The sequence below is a fragment of the Halobaculum litoreum genome (genome assembly GCF_030127125.1).
Classification (GTDB): Archaea; Halobacteriota; Halobacteria; order Halobacteriales; family Haloferacaceae; genus Halobaculum; species Halobaculum litoreum.
This window is the reverse complement of sequence record NZ_CP126156.1, coordinates 1,456,838-1,478,610: the sequence shown is the minus strand read 5'-3', so window position 1 is coordinate 1,478,610 and position 21,773 is coordinate 1,456,838. Positions and strand designations below refer to the sequence as shown.

Below are 21,773 nucleotides of genomic sequence, written 5' to 3'. Positions count from 1 at the left end.
CCTTCGGGCGGCGGTTCTCCGGGCCCGCCCGGGACGACGCCCCTCGACCGCGACCGGGCACCGGTCGGCGAATCCGAACGAAATTGGGAGAGAGTTCGTACCCAGCTCGGGCGGAGTTCCGTCGGAGTCCGGAAATGGTACTTATGCTGATAGGTGGTCGGTGGAGGTGTAGCAATGACGGACCCACGACGCAGTTCGAGCCCGACCGACTCGTCCACCGACCGCCTCTCCCGCCGACGGTTCGCCGGCGCGCTCGCCGCCGCGGGCGTCGCGGGGATCGCGGGGTGTTCCGGTAGCAGCGGCGGCGACGGCACCCCGACCGGCGGCATGGACACGCCGATGGACACGCCGATGGACACGCCGACGGAGACCGAGGAGGCGACGGAGACGGAGGCGGAGCCGCCGAACCCCGACGTCGACGTCCTCAACTACGCGCTCACGCTGGAGCACTTGGAGAACGTCTTCTACCGCGAGGGGCTCGACGAGTTCGGCGCCGACGAGCTGATGGCGGCGGACTCGCTGTCGTCGTTCGGCGAGACCCTCCGGATGCAGGTGCCGGAGTACCTCGCCACCGTCGGCGCACACGAGCAGGCACACGTCGACGCCATCTCCGCGACCATCGAGGACCTCGGCGGCACGCCCGTCGGGGAGGCCGAGTACGACTTCGGCTACTCGACGCCCTCGGAGTTCCTCGCGACCGCCGGCGCGCTGGAGAACACCGGCGTCGCCGCCTACACGGGCGCGGCCGCCGCGATCAAGCAGAACGCCGTCCTCGGTGCGGCCGCCGGTATCCAGAGCGTCGAGGCGCGCCACGCCTCCTTCCTCAACCTGATCAACGGGGAGTCGCCGTTCCCGAGCGGCGTCGAGGAGGCGTCGACCGTGGAGGAGGTGCTCGAGATCGCGGGGCAGTTCATCACCAGCGAGGTGGCCTCCCCCGCACCCCTCGACGGCGAGGCGGAGCCGACGGCCGACCGGAAGGCCGAGAACGACGTGAGCGACGTTGACGTGCTGAACTACGCGCTCACGCTGGAGCACCTGGAGAACGCCTTCTACCGCGAGGGGCTGGAGACGTACTCCGACGACGAACTGATGGACGCGAGCGTGCTCTCGGAGTACGGCGAGGGGATCCGGATGAACGTCCCGGACCACATCCGGACCGTGGGTGCCCACGAGGCCGCCCACGTCAGCGCCATCGCGGACACGGTCGAACAGCTCGGCGGCACGCCCGTCGAGGAGGCCGAGTACGACTTCGGCTACACGAACCCCTCGGAGTTCCTCGGCGTCGCGCGGGCGCTGGAGAACACCGGCGTCTCCGCGTACGCCGGGCAGGCCGGCACCGTCGCCGACGACGCGGTGTTCGGCGCCGCGGTCGGCATCCACGCCGTCGAGGCCCGCCACGCCGCGTTCCTCAACGAACTGAACGTCGAGTCGCCGTTCCCGATGGCGGTCGACGAGCCGCGCACGATGGACGAGGTCGTCGAGATCGCCTCGCAGTTCATCGTCGAGCAGTGAGCCGCGCGGACCGTGGCCTCCGGTCGCGGTCCGACCGGTCCACACCCCGCGTCGCACTCGCGGCGTCGGCCGACACGGCCGCGCCGTCCCCGCCGACGCGTCCACCCGAAGCCGTCCGACCGGGCGGGCGGTGACCGTGGCCTCGCCGTGGGCGACCGTCGCGACGGGCGCGGCCGGCGCGAACGTCGCGGTCCTGACCGGGCTGCTGGCGGTGTGGGGGCGCAACGCCGTGCGCCTCCGCTCGCCGCACGCGATCGGGCTGTCGACGGTCGCGGTGCTGCTGTTCGCCGAGAACGCGGTCGCGCTGTACTACTACCTCGCCGACCCGACGCTGTCGGTGTGGTTCTCGTCGGCCGTCCCGTCGGTCGCGTGGCGGGCGATGGTGACGCTGCACCTCCTCGAGACGGTCGCGCTGGTCGTGCTGCTCCGCGTCACGCTCGACTGAGCCCCCGGGGCCCGTCCCGTCGACGCCGCCCCGACGGGTCGCCTACGCGCGACTCAGACGTCCACCGGACAGCCCCGGATCTCGGCGCCGCGCATCCCGTCGGCGAGCCAGAACAGCGACAGCCCCAGCGGCACCAGCGCCAGCAGGGTGAACTCCAGCCCGTCGAACGGGAGGAACAGCACGACACCGGACGCCCCCACGAGCGAGAGGACGCCGACGAGCACCGCCGACCCGCACGCTGCACAGCCCGCGCCGAGCGCGCCGAGGGCCACCCCGACGGCGCTGCCGAGGCTCCCGCCGGAGGCGCCGGCGCCGCCCACGGCGTCCGAGCGGCCGTCGACCGCCTCGCGGCGGAGGATCCCGTGCTCCCGGAGGTGGTACGCGACCACCGCGACGTTCGCGCCCGTGAGGAGCGCGATCACGACCAGCATCGCCCCGGGCAGCGGCTCGTACACGGTGCCGACGAACGGGTACTGCTCGACGAGGATCGTCAGGCGGGCGTCCAGCGGGAGCGCGCCGCCGACGACGGTGTCGCGCACGAGCGCGACGTTCTGCGAGAGGACGAACGCCGAGAGCGCGAGCACGCTCACGACGATCGCGAGCGCGCCGTAGGCGGGGACGCCGAGCACGAGCCTGACCGTCCGGGCGACGAGCCGGAGGTCGCGACGCGAGGAGGGGAGCCGCGGGAGACCCAGCCGGCGCCGGGCGCGGGTGAGCCGGTTCGCGCCGCTCATAGCTGGAGCGCCGAGGCGACGGTCTCGTAGCTCACGTTCCCCGAGGCGACCGTCACGTACCGCCCGTCGCGGAACAGGTAGACGGTCGGCGTCCGGTCGGCGCCCGCCGCCTCGCCCGCGTCGAGGTCCGCCTGCACGGCGTCGTCGTACGCCGCCGCCTCCGCGTCGGCGACGACGCCCGCGGCGTCGAGGTCGGTCGTCTCCGCGAGGAACGCCTCCGTCCGGTCGAGCACGTTGTCCGTGGTGAACGCGTCCTGCTCGGCGAAGTAGTGGTCGAACAGCGCCCAGTACGCGTCGGCGCCGTCCTCGCGGGCGTACGTCGCCTCCAGCGCCTGCACCGCCGGCTTCCCCCACGGGTAGATGATCGGGTACACCCGCGAGACGAACCGGAGGTCGCCGTCGGCGACGGGGCCGGACCTGAGCCGGGCACCCGTCCCACGCTCGAAGTTCCGGCAGGTGGGACAGGAGGGGTCCTCGAAGGCGACGACCGTCGCGCCGGCGTCGGCGTCCCCGAGCGACGGCTGGGCGTCGAGGCCGGCGGCGGCGGGGTGGTCGCCGATCGGCGTCCCGTCGCCGCCGCCACCGCCGTCCCCGCCGCCGCCGGCCCCGCCGCCGAGACAGCCGGCGAGCGCGCCGAGGCCGGCGGCGCCGACGGCCGCGACCGCCGAGCGCCGAGTGAAGTCCATACGCTGTCACAGGTCACGCCGGACAAGGAACCCCACCCGGGTGGGCGCCGCCTGCGCACGACCGGACCGCCGGACGCGGGCGTGCTCGGACGGCCGGAACGCCCCCGCACGGTGAGTTTAACAGGGGTCGGGCGGTAGTTCCGGACGGAACACATGGACATCGACGCACACGCCGAGGAGCTCGCCTCCGCTCTCGGCGAAGACAAAGAGGAGGTCAAGCGCGATCTGGAGAACCTGCTGGAGTACAGCGTCCCCATCGACGAGGCGAAGCAGTCCGTCCGCCGCAAGTACGGCGGCGGCGGGGGCGGCGGCAGCGGCCCCACCTCGGTCGACATCGGCGACATCGGCCCCGACTCGGGCAACGTCACCGTCACCGCCCGCGTGCTCACGGTCGGGCGACGCTCGATCCGCTACCAGGGCGACGAGACGGTCATCCGCGAGGGCGAACTCGCCGACGCGACGGGCGTGGTCTCGTACACCGCGTGGCAGGACTTCGGCTTCGAGCCCGGCGACTCCGTCACCATCGGCAACGCCGGCGTCCGCGAGTGGGAGGGCGAGCCCGAGTTGAACATCGGGGAGTCCTCCTCGGTGGCGATGGAGAGCGAGCCGGTCGCGGTGCCGGACGGCGTGTCGGTCGGCGGCGAGCGCGACCTCGTCGACCTGCGCGCCGGCGACCGCGGTCGCACGGTCGAGGTGAAGGTGCTCGAGGTGGAGCAGCGCACCATCGACGGCCGCGACGGGGAGACGACCATCCACTCGGGCGTCGTCGGCGACGAGACCGGCCGCCTCCCGTTCACCGACTGGCAGGCCCGCGACGAGGTCGTCGAGGGCGCGGAGCTGCGCATGGAGGACGTGTACGTCCGCGAGTTCCGCGGCGTCCCCTCGGTGAACCTCACCGAGTTCACCGAGACGGCGCCCGCGACGGTCGCGGTGAGCGACGAGGCGCCGCGGGTGTCCATCGGCGAGGCCGTCGGCTCCGGCGGGATGTACGACGTCGAGGTGCGCGGCAACGTGCTCGAGGTCCGGGACGGTTCGGGCCTCATCGAGCGGTGTCCCGACTGCGGCCGCCTCGTCCAGAACGGGCAGTGCCGCAGCCACGGGCAGGTCGACCCGGAGGACGACCTCCGGATCAAGGCGATCCTCGACGACGGCACCGCGACGGTCACGGCGATCCTCGACCGCGACCTCACCGAGGAGATCTACGGCGGCACGCTCGAGGACGCGCTGGAGGCCGCCCGCGACGCGATGAGCCGCGAGGTCGTCGCCGACGACATCGCCGAGAAGCTGGTGGGGCGCGAGTACCGCGTCCGCGGCCACCTCTCGGTCGACGAGTACGGCGCGAACCTCGACGCCAGCGAGTTCGCGGCCAGCGGCGACGACCCGGCCGCGCGTGCGACCGCGCTGCTCGAGGAGGTGGGCGCGTGAGTTCGAGCGACGGCGGCGACGACTCCGGGCCGGGCACCCGCGAGGTCGCCCACCGGATCTTCGCCGCGGAGTTCGACGACGCCGACTTCGAGTACTCCGAGAGCGACGAGGAGCGCGCGCCCAACTACGTCGTCACGCCCACCGGCCTGCGCGCGAACCGGCTGTTCACCGTCGGCGTGCTCACCGAGGTGGAGTCGGTGAACGAACAGACGCTGCGCGGCCGCGTCGTCGACCCGACGGGCGCGTTCGTCACCTACGCCGGGCAGTACCAGCCCGACGAGATGGCGTTCCTCGACCGCACGACGCCGCCGGCGTTCGTCTCGCTGGCGGGCAAGGCGCGCACGTTCCAGCCCGAGGACTCCGATCTGGTGTACACCTCCGTGCGCCCGGAGAGCTTCGCGGTCGTCGACGCGGAGACACGCGACCGCTGGACGGTCTCGGCCGCGGAGGCGACCCTGCGCCGCGTCGCGCTGTTCGCCGCGGCGCTCGAGGTCGACGCGCGCGGCGACGACCTGCGGGCCGTGCTCGAGGACGCCGGCGTCCCCGCCGCGATGGCGTCGGGCATCCCGCTCGCCGTCGACCACTACGGTACCGGGACGCGCTACCTCGAGGCCGTCCGCCGGCTCGCGGTCGACGCCCTCGAAGTGGTCGCCGACGAGCGCGACGAGGTGCGCGACCTCGACGCCGCCCCCGGCGACCGCGGCGGGGCGGAGTTGGGGCCCCTCCCCGACGTGCCGTACGACCTCGACGCGGCGGCGCCCGAGGCGGGCGCGGCCGCCGACGCGGCCGACGACCCGACCGAGGGGAGCGAGGCCACGGAGGAGCCGGCGGCCGCCGCCGACGCCGCCCCGTCCGACGGATCGACGCCGGACGAGTCCGCGGGCGGGGACGCGGGAACGGCCGCCGAGCCCGCCTCGAGCGCCGACACCGAGGCCGCGGGCGACGGGACCGACGACGCGGACGACCTCCCGGAGTTCGACGACGCGGACGCGAGCGACGAGCCCGCCGCCGCGGCCGGCGACGCGGCCGCCTCGACGGCGTCGGTGACCGACGCGGCGGCCGACGACACCGCGACCGAGCCGGCGGAGACCGCCGGCGCCGAGCCGGACGGCGCGGACGTGGCCGAGGCCGACCCGGGCGCCGGCGTGGAGCCGGAGCCCGTCGAGTCCGCCGACGCGACCGCCGACGCGACCGACGCCGACGACCTCGGCGACTTCGACGACGGCGGGCTGGGCGACTTCGACGACGCCGACGAGGAGCCGGCCGTCGACCTCGACGCCGACCCGGAGGACCTCGACGACGCGCTCACCGAGGAGGAGCGCCGCGAGGTGGAGGAGGAGCACGGCGTCGAGTTCGCGACCGGCAGCGAGGTGCCCGACCCCGGCGAGGCGGGCATCGAGACGCCCGACCCCGACGACCTGGCGCCCGAGGAGGACCGCGACGCCGAACCGTCCGCGGCCGCCGCCGCCGACACCGAGTCGGCGACCGAGCCCGCGGGCGCGACCGACGCGACCGCCGCCGAGGGCACCGACCCGGCCGGCGAGGACGCCGAGGACGCGGCCGAGCCGCCCGAGGACTTGGAGTCGGCCGTCGTCGACCTGATGAGCGAACTCGACGACGGCGACGGCGCCGACGAGGACGCCGTGATCGAGGCCGCGGTCGACCGCTACGGCGTCGACGCCGCGACCGTCGAGGACGCCATCGAGGGGGCGCTCATGGGCGGACAGTGTTTCGAGCCGACCGACGGCACGCTCAAGGCGATCTGAATGGCGCCGGGCGCGGCCGGGGGCGACGACGCGCGACGGGGTGACCGCCCGCTCGTCGAGCCGGTGCCGGACGCGCCCGCCGCGGTCGCCGACCTCGGCGACGAGACCGGGCTCTTCCTGGCCGACTACCACGCGGGCATCGAGGCCGGCCTGCGCTACGAGCGCGGCGTCGAGCTGGACAGCGCCGCCGACGAGCGGCGCGCGCGGGTGCTCGACCTGCTCGCGCGCACCGGGGCCGACCGGCTCGTCGTCCTCGGCGACCTCGGCCACCGCGTCGGCGGCGCCGGCGACGCCGAACTCGAGGAGCTGGAGGCGTTGCTCGCGGCGGTCGGGGTGCCGGTGACGCTCGCGCTCGGCAACCACGACTCCGGTCTCGCCGACGCGCTCGGCGACCGGGTCGACGTGACGCCCGCGGGCGGCGCGCGCCTCGGCGACGCCGGCGTGCTCCACGGCCACACGTGGCCGTCGCCGGCGGTGTTGGGCGCCGAGGTGGTCTGTATGGGCCACGAACACGTCGCGGTCAAGCTGGAGGACGCCGTCGGCGGCGGGCGCGCCGAGAAGGCGTGGCTCCGCGGCCCGCTCGCCCGCGACGCGTTCGCGGACGGGGTGGACCTCGACGACGTGGAGTGGCGCGACCCCGAGGTGGTCGCGTTCCCCGCGTTCAACGACCGGTCGGGCGGCACGTGGGTGAACGTCAGCGGACAGGGCTTCCTCGCGCCGTTCCTCCCCGACGGGCTCGCGTCGGGCGAGGCGTACCTGCTCGACGGGACCAGACTGGGCGACTACAGACGGGTCTGACACGCCGCTCGGTGCCGCGGCCGCCCGCGACCGGGGACGCCGCCCGGCCCCGACACACCACCCCGTGCGACCGGATCACACGTTCCCGGCGGTGTGAGACTCCCTACCACGTGATTTCGCCCTCGTGAGGCGAAGAAGTTATATACGGAAACCGTATATGTGGAAGTACCAGAACGCCTTCGGGCGTGGTGGCATCGATCGCTGAATGACACGGTGTTCTCACCCACAGACGGACGCGCCGAACCGAGGAGCGTCCGCTCCCGAAGCAGTATGGTGTCGAGGTAACGAACAATGGTAACGAAAGAGGAAGTTCTCGAAGAATACGGTCTCGATCAGCTAGATGAATCCCGAAACGTCTCCCTCTCCGAGGAGGAGTTGGAGAACGATTCCAAGGGGCAGCTGATCAAGAAGGCAGGCCAACTCCGTGACCGACGTAACGAGCTCAATCAGATGGCGTCCGAGCGCGCGTCCAAGCGCGACGACCTGAACGCGAAGACACGCGAGAAGGTCGACGAGGCGCAGGAACACCGCGAGTCGCGGGACGAGCTCAACGAGCAGGTCCAGGAGCACAAAGAGTCGCGCAACGAGCTGAACGCCGAGGCGAACGAGCTGTTCGACGAGGTCGAGGAGATGAAGCAGGACCTCGAACTCGGCTCGGGCAAGTCCATCGAGGAGCTCAAAGAGGAGATCGAAGACCTCGAGTTCAAGCAGCAGACCGAGGTCCTCGGCACCGACGAGGAGCGCGAGCTCATCGAGAAGATCGAGAGCAAGCGCGAGAAGCTCGCCGAGAAGAAGGGCAAGGTCGACCAGAGCGGCGAGCTCGAGGAGCTCATCGAGGAGGCCGAGGAGGTCCGCTCGGAGGCGTCCACGCACCACCAGAAGGTGACGGAGCTGGCCGACGAGGCCCAGGAGCACCACAACCAGATGATCGAGGCCTATCGCGAGGCCGACGAGATCCGTGACGAGGCCGACGCGATGCACGAGCTGTTCGTCGAGGCCCAGGAGGCCGCCGACCAGCACCACGAGGACTTCGTCCGCGTCCAGAAGCGCCTGCGCGAACTGGACAAGGAGGAGGAGGCCGAGAAGAAGGAGGAGCGCGAGGCCAAGATGGAAGAGGAGCGCGAGGAGGCCGAGGAGATCTACCAGAAGTTCAAGGAAGGCGAGACCCTCGACACCGAGGACCTGATGAAGCTCCAGAAGACGGGGCTGCTCTAAGGTCGGTCTTCGACTCGTTTCCGACGCGTACCGCAGTCACACGTTTTCCGCACCGCCGCCGCCCGACAGCGACGGCGTCGCCGGCACCGAGGCTTATCCCCCGCCCGGCCCAAGCCGGGACATGACCGATTCCACGACCCGAACTGCGGTCGCCGCGGTCGCGCTCGTCGCGGCGGCCGCCGTCGCGGCGGCCGTCGGCTACCTCCTGTTCGTGTGGCTCCCCGACGACAGCCTCGCGCGCCTGCTCGGCGTCCTCCTGACGCTCGCCGCCGTCGCCGCGGCGCTGAAGTTCGCCGGCTCGACGCTGTCGTCGCGGTTCGCCGACTACACCGTCGCCGAGGTCGCCGTCGAGGGGCCGATCACCCGCGACGGGAGCGGCGGGGGCGTCCCCCCGTCGCCGGGGTCGCCCGGAGCCGACGACGTGATCGACCAGATCGAACGCGCGGACGACGACCCGAACGCCGAGGCGCTGCTCGTGAAACTGAACACCCCCGGCGGCCAGATCGTCCCGAGCGAGGACATCCGCCTCGCGGCCGAGCGGTTCGACGGCCCGACGATCGGCTACGCGACCGACACCTGCGCCAGCGGCGGCTACGCCATCGCCGTCGGCTGCGACGAACTGTGGGCCCGCGAGGGGAGCGTCGTCGGCTCCATCGGCGTCATCGGCTCGCGCCCGAACGTCCACGAGCTGGCCGAGCGCCTCGGCGTCAGCTACGAGCAGTTCACCGCCGGCGAGTACAAGGACGCCGGCCTCCCGCTCAAGGAGGTGTCGCCGGACGAGCGCGCGTACCTCCAGGGGATCGTCGACGACTACTACGACCAGTTCGTCGCGCAGGTCGCCGAGGGGCGCGACATGGACGAGGCGGCCGTCCGCGACACGGAGGCGCGGGTGTTCCTCGGGACGGAGGCGTACGACCGCGGGCTCGTCGACGGGCTCGGCGACCGCGAGGCGGTGCTCGACCGCGTCGAGGAGCGCATCGGGACCGACGCGGTCGTCGAGGAGTTCACCCCTCAGCGGGGGCTGATGACGCGACTCCGCGGCGGCGCGAGCGCGGTCGCGTACGCGCTCGGCGCGGGCGCGGCGAGCCGCCTCGCGGGCGGCGAGTCCGGGAGCGGCGTCGACGTCCGGTTCCGGCGGTAGTCGTCGCCAGCGCGTCGTCCGTCCGTCCGAGGCGCGAGCGGTCCGGGCGGGGGTCCACGCCATGGTGGCCTTTTTCACCGGGGGGGCCGTCCGGTCGCACGTGACGACGCTGGTCCTCTGTGTGGACCGCTCGAACGACGTCGGCCGGAAGGCCGGCGTCGACACCCCCGTCGTGGGGTGGGAGGCGGTCCGCTCGCTCGTGACGGATCTGGGGCTGTCCGACCCCGAGGACGTCGGCGTCAACTCCCTGCTGGAGTCGCTCCGCGTCGCCCGCGACCTCTCCGACGAGGGCGAGGAGGCCGTCGTGGCCGTCGTCTCGGGCAACGGCGACTCGGCGGTCCGGGCCGACCGGGCGCTCGCCCGCCAACTGGACGAGGTGCTCGCGACCCGCTCGTTCGACTCGGCGATCGTCGTCATCGACTCGTCGAGCGACGAGCGCGCGGTGCCGATGGTCGAGTCGCGGCTCCCGGTCGACGCGGTCGACCGCGTGGTGGTGCGGCAGGCGCGGGACCTCGAGTCGACGTACTACCTCCTCAAGCAGTTCATGGCCGACGAGGAGCTGCGCGAGACGGTGCTGGTCCCCATCGGCATCGGCCTGCTCATCCTCCCGGCGCTGTTGGTGTACTTCTCGCCGGTCATCGCCGTCGCGGCCGTGACGACGCTGCTCGGCGCCGCGCTGTTGTACTATGGCCTCGGCGTCGACGAGGTCGTCGAGACGGCCCCCGAGCGGGCCCGCGAGGCGCTGTACTCCGGGCAGGTGTCGGTGGTGACGTACGTCGCCGCGTTGGGCCTGTCCGTCGTCGGCGTGTTCCTCGGCGTGTTGGAGGCGTCGGGGGAGGGCGGCGCGGCCGCCGGCGAGTTCGTCGCCGCGATGAGCTTCCTGTACGCCGCGGTACCGTGGCTCGCGTTGGCGGCGTTGACGGCGTCGTTCGGGCGCCTCCTCGACGAACTCATCCGCGACGAGGGGGTCCGCTCGCCGTACCTGAACCTCCCGTTCGGCGTCCTCTCGGTGGGGCTCCTCTTCCGCGGCTTCGCCGGCTTCTTCCTCGAACGCGAGGCGGGCTGGGCGGCGCTCCGGCTGTTCGGCCACACGTTCACCGCCAGCGAGCGCCTCGCCGTGTTCGTCGTCGGCAGCATCGCGCTCGCGCTGGTCGGCGTGCGCGTCGCCGCCAGCGTCTCCGACGAGACGTTCGACGACGTGATCGACGAGGCGGCCTCGGGCCGCACGGGCGACACCGGCGGCGAGAGCGGCCGCTGAGGGGACGCACCTCCCGGAGAACGACGGTGTCGACGCCGACCGGTCAGCGACCGGTCCCGCGGTACTCGCCGTGTTTCATCCCGAACAGGAACGCGACGACGGCGAAGACGATCATGGAGGGCAGCACCATCATGAACACCACCGAGGGCGTCATCACGTTGGTGAGAACGATCGCCGCGACGGCGACGATGAGGACGAGCGGGGCCACCGAGCGCGTGAAGTCGAACTCCATACCTCCCGTTGTCGCCGAACGATGAAAACAGTTGAGAAACGGGGCGATCGACCCGGGACGCCGCGGGGCTCCCGACGGCCGCGCCGGGAGCCGGGCCCGCCGTTCGTCGCCTCGCTCCCGGGCGGCCGTCTCAGATCCGCGCGCCCGACCCGGCGTCGCGCTTGGGCCGCACCACGTCCGCGAGCGCGACCAACACGCCGAACAGCCAGCCCACGGGGACCGAGATGCCCATCCACACGAGAACGTACGCGGTCCCCCGGAGGTCGAAGCGCGCGCGGATGAGGTCGTTCAGCCCGCCGACCGCCAGCGGGCCGTCGAGGATCCACACCGCCAGCGAGGTGGTGTTCGGGAACACCACGTCCGCCAGCGCCGGCGAGTACAGCGCCGCGACGACCGGCGGCAACAGGAACGCGGTGACGGCCGCGGGGTACGCGAGCAGGACGCTCGTGCCCCGCCCCCGACGCGGGAGGCGCCGACCGCGACGGCCGCCGCGACCGTCGCCACCGCGCCGGCCGCGCCGACCGCGACGAGGCCGCCGGTGGAGAACTGTCTGACCCACGCGGCGACGGTGAGCAGTCCCCACACGACGACCGACAGGAGGACCACGCCGACCAGCCCCAACCGCGTCGCCGCCGAGTCGACGCGGGCCGCGTAGAAGCGCGCCGCGAACCCGCACAACAACAGCGGGTAGCCGACCGCGACGAGCGGCAGCCCGAGGACGGCCCAGGTGTAGTACGTCAGCTTCTGGAACCCCGTCTCGGGCGTCCACTTGCCGACGACGCGGCCGGGGTCGAGCTGTCGCGGGAACGCCAGTTCCATCCACGTGGCGTGGAGCCGTGCGATGTCGATCCGGACGGCGTCGACCAGCCCCGTGGACTGTCGTTGCATCGAGGAAGGGATACAGGGGGTACCGATTGAAGGTTTCGCTCCGGCGCGGGACCGGTCACGCTCCCGACGGGTCGCGACGGGGACGGTGGGGCGACTCGACGGCGGCGCCTCAGTTCCAGGGGGCGAACCCGGGGTCGACGCGACGGTCCTCGCGGTCGATGGCGTCGATGGCGGCGACGTCCTCGTCGTCGAGGGGGACCGCCAGCGACTCCCAGTTGTCGCGGATGTGCGCCTCGCTGGTCGCCTTGGGGATGGCGGTGACGCCCTTCTCGCGGAGCCACGCGAGGCTCACCTGCGCCTCGCTCGCGTCGTGCTTCTCGGCGATCTCCGTCAGCTCCGGCACCTCGAACACCCGCCCGCGCGCCAGCGGGGAGTACGCGACGACCTCGACGTCGTGCTCGGCGCACGCCTCGATCAGCGCCGTCTGCTGGAGCAGCGGGTGGACCTCCACCTGGTTGGCGAAGATCGGCGCGTCGCTGACCTCGACGGCCTCGGCGACCTGCTCGGGCTCGAAGTTGGAGACGCCGATCCGGTCGATCAGGCCGTCCTCGTACAGTTCGTTGAACGCCGCCAGCGTCTCCGCGGCGTCGTACTCGCGGGCCGGCCAGTGGACGTACATGAGGTCGACCGAGTCGACCCCGAGGCGGTCGAGGCTCTCCTCGGTCGTCGCGCGCACGTCCTCGGGGGCGAGGTTGTCGATCCACACCTTCGTCGCGAGGAACACCTCCCCGCGGTCGACGTCGGCGCGGGCGATGCCGTCGCCGACCTCGGCCTCGTTGCCGTAGATCTGGGCGGTGTCGACGTGGCGGTACCCCATCTCCAGCGCCGTCGCGACGGCGGCGCGACACTCCTCGGGGTCGGTGTTCTCCCAGGTGCCGAGGCCGAGCATCGGCATGCCGTTCGCGGACGGGACGTCGTCTCGTGTCAGCGGCTGCTGGTCGGTCATCGTCCACTCCGAGGGTCGTCGCGCGAAAAGGCGTTGTGGCAGGCGTGCGCCCTGCCGGTACGCGGGGTTTCCGCGCCGCGCCCCCGCGACGGGCCGGCGACGGCGTCGGCGCCGCCGCGAGCGGCCCGGATCAGCCGATGTAGCGGAGTTCGTCCTCGCTGGGCATCCCGCCGCCGCCGCCCTGCATCTCCTGGATCTTGCCGACGACCTCCTCCATCTCCTCGGCGCGTTCCTCCAGATCGGAGAAGTCGACCTCGACGTCGAGCAGCGTCTGGAGCACCTCCAGCACGGCCTGCGCGCTCTTGGGGTCGACGAGGTAGCCGGAGGTCTCGCCCATCAGACACGCGGCCGCGAGCCCGCGGCGGGCGCCCAGCCCGAGCACGAGCCCGGAGACGCCGACGATGCCGCCGGCGGGCTCGTTCTCGCGGAACTCGACGCCGGCCGCCTCCAACTCCTCGCGGTCGACGTCGCCGGTGCGCGCGCCGAGCACGTCGTACTCGTCGTCCTCGATGAGTTCGCCCGTCGGGACGCCGCCGAGCGCGAACGCGCGCTCGCAGCCGAACTCCTCGGCGACGTCGAGGAACGCGTTCGTGAGCGTGTAGTGGCCGTCGTTGCTGGCGGCCTGGTGGTCGCCCGTGAGCACGAGCAGGTCCTGCCCGTCGGCCTCGACGTGGTGGAACGCCGCGTGGGTGAGTTCGGCGACGCCGTCGTCGTCGACGGTCACCTGCGGCGGGAAGTCGCGCGCGTACACCCGGCGGACCAACTCGCCGTCGAACTCCTCGACGAGGTGCTCGGCGACCAGTTTGCCGACGTGGCCCACGCCGGGGAGCCCCTCGATGAACACGGGGTCGGTGAGGTCGGGGTCGCTCACGACCTCGATGTCGATGTCGTCCATGGTCGTGGGTGGCGGGCGGGGTACCTAAAGGCGCGTCGGCTCGGCTCGTCCGGTTCGGCGGCGGCGACCCCGGCGGCTACCCGTCGTCGCGAGCCCGGAGCCGAGCACGCCGTCGGTAGGCGCCGTGCGGGTCCTCGGGGTTGAACGGCGCGGGGGCGGAGTTGACCGCGTCGGCGCCGCACTCGGGGCAGGCGTCGCCGAGGGTGTACACCGGGCGCTCGTGGGCCGCCTCCCAGTCGCCACACACCCGGATGTCGGACTTCACGCGGGGTTACTCGTCGTCGCTCTCGCGCTCGCGGTGGAAGCTGCCGGTGCCGCCCGCCGCCTCGATGGACTCGCGGGCGCGCTCGGCGGACGCCTCCAGCTCCGACTCGGCGGTCTTGTAGTCGGGGGCGCGGACGCGGATGCGGTACTCGGGGGAGCCGACGTACGACACGTCGAGTTCGATCTCGTCGGGCACCTCCCCGTTGCCCTCGGCGGCCTCCAGCGCCGCGCGCACGTCGTCGACGCCGTCGTGGCCCGGCGACTGGAGGTCGACGTAGCCCGTGACGTTGACGTACGGCACCGAGACGTTCTCGCGGGCCGTCTCGACGATGGCCTCGACCTGGTCGGCCGAGAGGTCGGTGTCCTCCAGCGCCTCGGCGCCGTGGATCGCGGCGGCCTCGAAGCCGTCGTACATCGAGCCGAACTCGGCGTACAGCGCCTCCGCGACGGCGGTGTACGTGTCGTCGTCGACGTCCTCGCCGAAGGCGATGCCCATCCAGTTGTCCGCCTTGCGCTCGTTCTTCCACTCCTGGATCTTGTCCGAGCGCTGGTGGTCGTTGACGTCCTTGATCGACAGGTCGATCTGCTGGCTGCCGGTGTCGACCTCCAGCACCTTCGCGACGACGCGGTCGCCGACGTTCACGTGGTCGCGAATGTTCTTGATCCACCCGGAGGCGACCTCCGAGACGTGACACAGTCCGCGCTTGTCCTCGTACTCGTCGAGGTCCACGAACACGCCGAAGTCGGCGATCTCGTCGACCTCGCCCACGACGAGTTCGCCCTGCTCGGGCCAGCCGGTGAATTTCATGGACGTGGGTAACCGACCGAGCCTAATACCGTTTGTCAATCCACCGGCGTCGGTGCCGAGCCGACCCTCCGGTGGCGCGTGCCGCCGCGGCTCCGTCCGCGGCGGACGCGCGCGAGGGGCGAGGGACCGAACGGTGCGCGGTCGAGCACCGCGAGACCGCGAGCGGGAACGGGGAGCACAGCGACCCGTGAGTGAGGGAGTGAGTCGGTTGGGGAGGGCGAGGCTGTCGGGCGACGGGGCCTGCACCGGACGTGCCACCACGGTTTCCCACCTCGTCGAGTGTCCGACGAACGGAATCGAGCGACGCAGTCGCTCTGTGTGGTGTGAAAACGCGAAGCGCGGAGAACCGGAGTTACCGCGCTTCGACGGTCTCGACGACCTCGCCGGCGAACTCGGCGTCGCCTCCGGTGGGGCGCGCGAGCGTCGTGCCGCAGACGGCGCAGACGACCTCGGTGGAGGCGCGGCCGAAGACGACCTGTTCGTTCTCGCAGTCCGGGCACTCGACGCGGAAGAAGCTCCCTGCCATGCTTACTCCTGGAAGGTGAGCCGACCGGCGCGCCATCCCTCGCGCATGTGGGCCTTGCCGCAGTCGCCACAGCGGTACTTGAGGTGCGTCTTCTTCGTCGGCTTGTCGCCACCGGGCACCTTCGAGAACTTGCCGGTGTTCCCGATGGTGGACTTCCCGCGGGCGCGCTGGCGGTCGATCCACTTCATGCCGGTCTCGCGGCCGCGGCGGACCTTCTCGACCTCGTGCTCGTGGTGGGCGTTGCAGTGCGGACAGTACGTGTTCATCCGGCGTGGCATCTCCATAGCGGAATCTCCTCTTGCCACCTGCTTCTGTGTCGGCGCTTAAAACCCATACGGTACGGAGTTGTCGGGCGTGTGACGGCGTCGCAGGCGCCGGCGGAACCGGAGCGAACGGGGAGGGAGAGTCGAGGGGCGCGGGGCGGCGTCAGTAGTCAGTACTTCGGGTCCGCGCCGGAGACGGCGTACAGCTCGTCCATCAGCGCGTCGCGCTGCTCCTGCCAGCCGGGGAACCCGCCGCGGCGGTCGGGGTAGCGGTCGTAGTGGTCCTTCAGGCGGCCCGCGATGTCGCGCACCTTGTACAGCTCCCACAGCGTGTCCCAGTGGCCGTACGTCTCCACGAGCGTCCGGAGCTTCAGGCGCAGCCCCATCGACGTCTCCCCTTTCGTCATCGCGTTGAGGAGCTGTTGGCCAGGCAGCGCGGCGACGATGTCGGTGAGCTCGTCGACGGAGTGGGCGGTCCCCCAGATGTTGTACACGTCCATCGCGGCGAAGCGCTTGCCGAAGTCCGTCATCACGTCGTGGTTGTAGCGCCACAGGCGCTCCTCGGTGACGTCCTCCTCGTCGATGGCGTCGATGGCGCGCTTCACCGCCCAGTGGGCCGAGCGCGCGGCGCCGGGGATGCCGCCGCCGGTGGTGGGGTTGACGTGGCCCGCGGCGTCGCCGACGGCGACGAAGCCGTCCGCGACCGCCGAGTCGTACGGGCGGCGGGTGGGCAGCGCCGCGCCCAGCTTGTCCTTGACGGTCGCGCCCTGGAACTCCGGACGCCGCTGCATGTCGCGCTTGAGCACCTCGACGAGTTTCATCGGCGGCTCGGTCATCTGGAAGCCGAGGCCGGCGTTGATCTCCGTCGAGGTCCGCGGGAAGTACCAGAGGTAGCCCAGTTCCTCGGTCGGCTTGAACACGATGGCGTCGTCGTAGTCGACCGGCTCGGGCACCTCGACGACCTCGCGGTAGGCCGAACAGAACTGCGTGTAGGAGACGTTCGTGTCGAACGTCGCGTCGCCGAAGTCGCCCCTGTCCTGGAGGATGGACAGCGCCCCCGCCGCGTCGACGGTGAGGTCGGCCTCGTAGGTGACGACGTCGCCGCCCTGCACGGCGCGGACGCCGGTGACGGTGCCGTCGTCGGCCTGGAGCACGTCCTGCACGACGGTGTCGTAGTGGATCTCGGCGCCGACGCGCTCGGTCTCCTCGAGGATGATCTCGCCGTAGCGCTTGCGGTCGAGGACGGCGCCGGCGTTCGCGAACGGCACGTCGAGTTCCTCGCCGGTCTTGGGGTTCTCGAACACCGCGCGGCGGATGTTCTGGTTGGTGAACGACTCCTCGCGCAGGTAGTCGAGGTCGATGACGTCCGGGAAGGTGGACTTCCCCTTGATCGCGTCGCCGCAGGCGATGTGGCCCGCCTCCGCCTCGGGTTTCCGCTCGAGGATCACGGCGTCGAGCCCCTCCTGTGCGGCCGTCGCCGCCGCGAAGGCGCCCGCCGTCCCCGCCCCGACGACGACGATATCGTACGAGTTCGCTGCCGCAGTCATACCACCTGCTTCCGAATCGCCCCCCAAAAAAGGCGCGTATCCGGCGTCGCGCCGCGACGGGGTCACACCGCGCCGGTCTCGCCGTCGCCGTCGCCGCCCCGGGAGAGCCGCGACTCGGCGACGGCGAACGTCAGCGTCGACAACACGCCCAGCAGCGTGCCGGCGGTCAGCGCCACCGCGAGGTCGGTGAGCGTGAGCGGCACGACCGTCCCCCCCGTCGCCGGCGGGAGGAAGTAGCCGGAGAGCCCGTAGAGGACGACCGCGATGGCGACGACGTAGAACGGCGCGTTCAGGTAGCGCCACCGGAAGCGCTCGGCGAGGTACTCGTCGGTCACCTGCCCCAGCGAGGAAGTGACGCCCGCCGCGGCGGCCCACTGGACGGCGGCGTGGACGAACACCGCCACCTGCTGGGTGACCGTGAGCCCCTCGCGGCCCACGTCGAGGAGCGTCTCGTACCCCTGGACGCCGCCGATCACCAGCAGCGTGGCGGCCACGAGGTACGTGACGATGGTCGCGCGGCCGGCGTACAGCCCGGTGCGGGCGCGCTCGGCGAGGCCGTCGACCGTCTCCTCGAGGCCGAGCCCGCGCCACAGCGAGTACAGCCCAAGTAGCGTCGACAGCGCCCCGAACACGACGGCGCCGGGGAGGTTCAACGCCCCGGCGATGACGACGAACGGGTACACGAGCAGCAGCACCCCGAGCGGGATGAGGATGGTGCCGCGCGTCTCCGGGTCCGAGAGCACCTGCTTCATCGTGTAGTAGATGGACTCTAAGTCCTGCGCCTGCCGGACGACGACCCGGCGGACGCCGTCGAGTGGCACCCGCGAGCGGATCACCGGGAGGACGGACTCGTCTTGCGCGCCGTCGGTGATGACGATGGCGCGCACCTCCTCGCCGGTCGCCAGCGCCGCGAGCACGGTGTCGACCTCCTCGCCGACCGCCCGGTTCGCCCGTACGTCCCCCTCGTTGACGCCGGTGACCGCGGCGACCTCGACCTCCTCGTCGACGGTCGGGTCCGCGAGGAGGTCCTCGTAGGCGTTGATCGCTTGGAACAGGACGTTGACGTCCGAGTCCTCGGGGTCCGCCGTGGCGAGCCGGACGGCCGCGTCCTCGACGGCGTCCCGGCCGATGACCGGCGTGCGGACGCCGGTCTTGCGACCGAGGTCGTCGTCGAGGTCCACGGGGAGCACGAGGATCATTCCCGTGCGGGCGCTTGTCTCTCCGGGTATATCTGCCTTCGGGGGCGCCCTCGCGGCGGCGGCGGGTCACGCGAACCGACGCAGTCAACACGTCGCCGAGCGAACCCGACGACGACCAATGAGAGCGGCGCTCGTCATCCTCGACGGCTGGGGCCTCGGCGACCACGACCGACGCGACGCGGTGAAGGCCGCCGACACCCCGAACTTCGACCGGCTCCGCGGGGCCGGCGCCTTCGGCACCCTCACCGCGTGGGGCCGCGACGTCGGCCTGCCGGACGACCAGATGGGCAACTCCGAGGTCGGCCACATGAACATCGGCGCCGGCCGCACCGTCTACCAGGAGTACACCCGGATCAACGACGCCATCGAGGCCGGCGAGTTCGTCGAGGGCACGGCCATCGAGCGCGCGTTCGACCACGCGGAGGCGAACGACAGCCGCGTCCACTTCCTCGGCCTCGTCTCCGACGGCGGCGTCCACGCCGACCAGGCGCACCTCCACGCGCTGATCGACGCGGCGGCGGACCGCGGGCTCGAGGCGGTCACCCACGCGTTCACCGACGGCCGCGACACGGCACCGAAGTCCGGTCGGGAGTTCCTCGCGAAGCTGGAGGCCCACGCCGCCGACCGCGGCACCGGCGACGCCGCCACCGTCTGCGGACGCTACTACGCGATGGACCGCGACCGGAACTGGGAGCGGACGAAGCGGGCCTACGACGCGGTCGTGCACCGCGAGGCCGAGCACACCGCCGCCTCGGCGGTGGGGGCGGTCGAGGCAAGCTACGAGCGCGGCGACACCGACGAGTTCGTCGAGCCGACCACGGTCGACGGGGAGCCGGCGATCGAGGACGGCGACGGCGTCGTGTTCTTCAACTTCCGCTCGGACCGCGCGCGCCAACTCACCCGGATGCTCGCCGACATCGAGCCGGCGGCGTGGGAGGCCGAGGGCATCGAGACGAGCCCCCCGGACGTGGAGCTGGTGACGATGACCGAGTACGACGAGGAGTTCGACCTGCCCGTGGCGTTCCCGCCGACCCAGCCCACGGACACGCTTGGGGAGGTGCTCTCCGAGGCGGGACTCACACAGCTGCGGATGGCCGAGTCCGAGAAGTACGCCCACGTCACCTACTTCCTCAACGGCGGGCGCGAGGTGGAGTTCCCGGGCGAGCTGCGGCGGATCGTCGAGAGTCCCGACGTGCCCACCTACGACGAGACGCCGGCGATGAGCGCCGTCGAGGTGACCGACACCGCGATCGACCTCCTCGCGAGCGAGGACCCCGACGTGCTCGTCCTCAACTACGCGAACCCGGACATGGTCGGCCACACGGGCGACTTCGACGCCGCGGTCGCGGCCGTCGAGGCGGTCGACCGCGAACTCGGCCGGCTCGCGACGGCCGTCCGCGAGGCCGGGGGCCACCTGCTCGTCACGGCCGACCACGGCAACGCCGACGACATGGGGACGCCCGAGGACCCGCACACGGCCCACACGTTCGCGCCGGTGCCGTTCGTCTCGGTGACGCCCGCGGGCGACGACGGCGGGATGCGCGTCCGCGAGGGCGGCTCGCTCGTCGACATCGCGCCGACGCTGCTGTCGCTGGTCGGTGTGGAACGGCCCGCGGCGATGACGGGCGAGTCGCTGTTGGTCGAGGAGTAGGGCGGCGTTACGCCGACAGCATCCGGTCGGCGGTGACGACGCGCACGCTCGCGGGCCGTTTCACGTACTCCCCCTCCGACTCGGCGACGACCTGCCCGATACCGCGTTGGGCGGCGACGTCCAGCACGCGCTGGCTCACTTCCCCGTCGAGCACCAGCGCGACGGGCGACCCGTCGCTGTCCGACACCGCGTCGAAGACGTCGGCGGCGGGCACCTCCGCGACCACCCGGTAGTCGGCGTCGAGGAGGCGTGCGTGGTTCGACCCGCCGGCGATGACCGCCTCGACGTGGTCGCGCAAGGTCGGGACCCCCTCGTCGTCGGACGCCGCCCCGTCGGCGTCCGTGTCCTCGGCCGACGCCTCCCCGGCGGACTCCTCCTCGACGGACCGCTCCTCGGCGGATCCATCCTCGACGGCCCCCTCCTCGGCGGGTTCGTGCGCGGCGGACGCGTCCGCCGGCTCCGGGTCGGTCGAGGCGCTCGGGGAGTCTGTCGTCGCCGTCGTGGCGGCGGCCGCATCCGGCGCCGCGGCGCCGTCGTCGGGGGCCGGCTGTGCGCTCCCGTCGGTGGCGGCGACGCCCGACCCGTCGCCGTTCCGCGCCGTCGGGGTTCCGTCGGCCGTCCCGGTCGAGTCGGCGTCGGCGTCGGCGCCCTCCTCGACGTCGACCGACTCGTAGGGCACCTTCTCCCGGAGCGCGGCCATCAGTTCGTGGCGACTGAGGTCCTCGACCGACCGGCCCTCGGGCGCGAACGCGACGTAGTCGATGTCGCCGACCTGCGCGAGTTCCTTCAGGATCGGCTCCCCGCCGCGGTCGCCGTCGAGGAACGCCGTGACGGTGCGCTCGCGGGTCAGGTCGGCGACCGACTCGGGGACGTTCGTCCCCTCGACGGCGACGCCGTTCTTGATGCCGTACTTCAGGAGCGTGAGCACGTCCGCGCGCCCCTCGACGACGACGACGGCGTCGGAGTCGTGGACGCGGGGGCCGGCGGGGTAGCCCTCGTACTCGTCGATGCGCTCGACGCGGTTCGCCTCGCGGACCTCGGTGAGGATCTCCGTGGAGTCCATCACCGACTCGTCGAACGAGGAGGCGAGCAGTTCCTTGGCCCGCTCGACCACCTCGCGGCGCTGGGCCGAGCGCATGTCCTCGATGTCGGTCACCTCGACGCGCGACTCGCAGGGGCCGACGCGGTTGATCGCCTCGAGGCTGGCCGCGAGGATCGACGTCTCCACCTTGTCGAGCCCGGAGGCGATGGTGATCTCCCCGAAGCTCTGGCCGTTCTCGCTGTCGATCTGGACGTCGATGCGACCGATCTTCGACGACTGCTGCAGGTCGCGGAGGTCCAACTCGTCGCCGAGCAGGCCCTCCGTCTGGCCGAACACCGCGCCGACGACGTCGCTCCGCTCGACGACGCCGTCGGCCGTGATCCGGGCGTGTATCAGGTATTTGGCTGAATCGTTCATGTGATGTGCCCTCCGTGGGCGTGATGGTGATGTGTGACGGCGCGAACCGTCGACGAGTATATAAGGCGCGCCCGATGGAAATACCTGTCGTCAGACGGCCGAATCCGCCGGATCA

The 21,773-nt window shown here is 72.1% G+C and carries 21 protein-coding genes and 1 pseudogene; 9 read left to right on the top strand and 13 right to left on the bottom strand.

Annotated elements, in window-relative coordinates; genetic code table 11:
* Window positions 1-174 precede the first annotated feature (174 nt).
* Window positions 175-1,512 carry a ferritin-like domain-containing protein gene (locus P0R35_RS08010; protein ID WP_284011992.1) on the top strand — a complete coding sequence of 446 codons (1,338 nt, stop codon included), beginning with the start codon at window positions 175-177 and terminating at the stop codon, window positions 1,510-1,512.
* A gap of 130 nt (window positions 1,513-1,642) precedes the next feature.
* A complete protein-coding gene (locus P0R35_RS08005) occupies window positions 1,643-1,957 on the top strand; it encodes a DUF8036 family membrane protein (RefSeq protein WP_284011990.1) in 315 nt (104 codons plus the stop codon).
* A gap of 53 nt (window positions 1,958-2,010) precedes the next feature.
* Here the strand turns inward: P0R35_RS08005 and P0R35_RS08000 are convergent, their stop codons facing one another.
* Both P0R35_RS08000 and P0R35_RS07995 read right to left on the bottom strand, forming a co-directional pair.
* Window positions 2,011-2,691 carry a hypothetical protein gene (locus P0R35_RS08000; protein WP_284011989.1) on the bottom strand — a complete coding sequence of 227 codons (681 nt, stop codon included), beginning with the start codon at window positions 2,689-2,691 and terminating at the stop codon, window positions 2,011-2,013.
* Complete coding sequence (locus P0R35_RS07995) at window positions 2,688-3,377, bottom strand: DsbA family protein (protein WP_284011988.1); 690 nt, start codon at window positions 3,375-3,377, stop codon at window positions 2,688-2,690. Before P0R35_RS07995 ends, P0R35_RS08000 begins: the two co-directional genes overlap by 4 nt.
* 153 nt (window positions 3,378-3,530) lie before the next feature.
* Between P0R35_RS07995 and P0R35_RS07990 the strand changes: the two genes are divergently transcribed.
* The 6 genes from P0R35_RS07990 (at window position 3,531) to P0R35_RS07965 (ending at window position 10,980) form a co-directional block, all read left to right on the top strand.
* Window positions 3,531-4,802, top strand: a complete 1,272-nt coding sequence (locus tag P0R35_RS07990) for a Single-stranded DNA binding protein (RefSeq protein ID WP_284011987.1) — start codon at window positions 3,531-3,533, stop codon at window positions 4,800-4,802.
* Window positions 4,799-6,568 carry an RPA family protein gene (locus P0R35_RS07985; RefSeq protein WP_284011986.1) on the top strand — a complete coding sequence of 590 codons (1,770 nt, stop codon included), beginning with the start codon at window positions 4,799-4,801 and terminating at the stop codon, window positions 6,566-6,568. The genes P0R35_RS07990 and P0R35_RS07985 overlap by 4 nt, the downstream gene beginning before the upstream one ends.
* Window positions 6,569-7,366, top strand: a complete 798-nt coding sequence (locus tag P0R35_RS07980; RefSeq protein ID WP_284011985.1) for a metallophosphoesterase — start codon at window positions 6,569-6,571, stop codon at window positions 7,364-7,366.
* A gap of 291 nt (window positions 7,367-7,657) precedes the next feature.
* The gene (locus P0R35_RS07975) at window positions 7,658-8,581 is read left to right on the top strand and encodes a coiled-coil protein (RefSeq protein WP_284011984.1); all 924 of its coding nucleotides are present in this window, start codon (window positions 7,658-7,660) and stop codon (window positions 8,579-8,581) included.
* Window positions 8,582-8,702: 121 nt separating this feature from the next.
* Window positions 8,703-9,722, top strand: a complete 1,020-nt coding sequence (sppA, locus tag P0R35_RS07970; RefSeq protein WP_284011983.1) for a signal peptide peptidase SppA — start codon at window positions 8,703-8,705, stop codon at window positions 9,720-9,722.
* Between the two features lie 100 nt (window positions 9,723-9,822).
* Entirely contained in the window at window positions 9,823-10,980 is a 1,158-nt protein-coding gene (locus tag P0R35_RS07965; protein ID WP_284011982.1) for a DUF373 family protein, read from the top strand.
* A 43-nt stretch (window positions 10,981-11,023) separates the two neighbouring features.
* Here P0R35_RS07965 and P0R35_RS07960 read toward each other — a convergent pair whose 3' ends face one another.
* The 10 genes and pseudogenes from P0R35_RS07960 to P0R35_RS07915 all read right to left on the bottom strand — a co-directional run bounded on the left by P0R35_RS07960 (window position 11,024) and on the right by P0R35_RS07915 (window position 18,548).
* Window positions 11,024-11,212, bottom strand: coding sequence for a DUF7333 family protein (locus P0R35_RS07960; RefSeq protein ID WP_284011981.1), 189 nt, complete (start codon window positions 11,210-11,212; stop codon window positions 11,024-11,026).
* A gap of 130 nt (window positions 11,213-11,342) precedes the next feature.
* Window positions 11,343-12,100: pseudogene (locus P0R35_RS07955) on the bottom strand (hypothetical protein).
* Between the two features lie 109 nt (window positions 12,101-12,209).
* Window positions 12,210-12,995: an aldo/keto reductase gene (locus P0R35_RS07950; RefSeq protein WP_284014587.1), complete on the bottom strand. Its 786-nt coding sequence runs from the start codon at window positions 12,993-12,995 to the stop codon at window positions 12,210-12,212.
* Between the two features lie 181 nt (window positions 12,996-13,176).
* Entirely contained in the window at window positions 13,177-13,941 is a 765-nt protein-coding gene (locus P0R35_RS07945) for a proteasome assembly chaperone family protein (RefSeq protein ID WP_284011980.1), read from the bottom strand.
* A 76-nt stretch (window positions 13,942-14,017) separates the two neighbouring features.
* Complete coding sequence (locus tag P0R35_RS07940; RefSeq protein ID WP_284011979.1) at window positions 14,018-14,206, bottom strand: RNA-protein complex protein Nop10; 189 nt, start codon at window positions 14,204-14,206, stop codon at window positions 14,018-14,020.
* A gap of 6 nt (window positions 14,207-14,212) precedes the next feature.
* A complete protein-coding gene (locus tag P0R35_RS07935; RefSeq protein ID WP_284011978.1) occupies window positions 14,213-15,013 on the bottom strand; it encodes a translation initiation factor IF-2 subunit alpha in 801 nt (266 codons plus the stop codon).
* 352 nt (window positions 15,014-15,365) lie between these two features.
* Entirely contained in the window at window positions 15,366-15,539 is a 174-nt protein-coding gene (locus P0R35_RS07930) for a 30S ribosomal protein S27e (RefSeq protein ID WP_284011977.1), read from the bottom strand.
* Between the two features lie 2 nt (window positions 15,540-15,541).
* A complete protein-coding gene (locus P0R35_RS07925; protein ID WP_276237411.1) occupies window positions 15,542-15,823 on the bottom strand; it encodes a 50S ribosomal protein L44e in 282 nt (93 codons plus the stop codon).
* 149 nt (window positions 15,824-15,972) lie between these two features.
* Window positions 15,973-17,349, bottom strand: coding sequence for a geranylgeranyl reductase family protein (locus P0R35_RS07920; protein ID WP_284011976.1), 1,377 nt, complete (start codon window positions 17,347-17,349; stop codon window positions 15,973-15,975).
* Window positions 17,350-17,411: 62 nt separating this feature from the next.
* Window positions 17,412-18,548 (bottom strand): DUF373 family protein, encoded by a 1,137-nt coding sequence (locus P0R35_RS07915; RefSeq protein ID WP_284011975.1) that lies wholly within the window; start codon window positions 18,546-18,548, stop codon window positions 17,412-17,414.
* Between the two features lie 118 nt (window positions 18,549-18,666).
* On the opposite strand from P0R35_RS07915, the gene gpmI reads away from it, so the two are divergent.
* Window positions 18,667-20,199, top strand: coding sequence for a 2,3-bisphosphoglycerate-independent phosphoglycerate mutase (gene gpmI / locus P0R35_RS07910; protein WP_284011974.1), 1,533 nt, complete (start codon window positions 18,667-18,669; stop codon window positions 20,197-20,199).
* A 7-nt stretch (window positions 20,200-20,206) separates the two neighbouring features.
* Here the strand turns inward: gpmI and dnaG are convergent, their stop codons facing one another.
* On the bottom strand, window positions 20,207-21,658 hold the full coding sequence (gene dnaG / locus P0R35_RS07905; RefSeq protein ID WP_284011973.1) for a DNA primase DnaG: 1,452 nt from the start codon (window positions 21,656-21,658) through the stop codon (window positions 20,207-20,209).
* Between the last annotated feature and the right edge of the window lie 115 nt (window positions 21,659-21,773).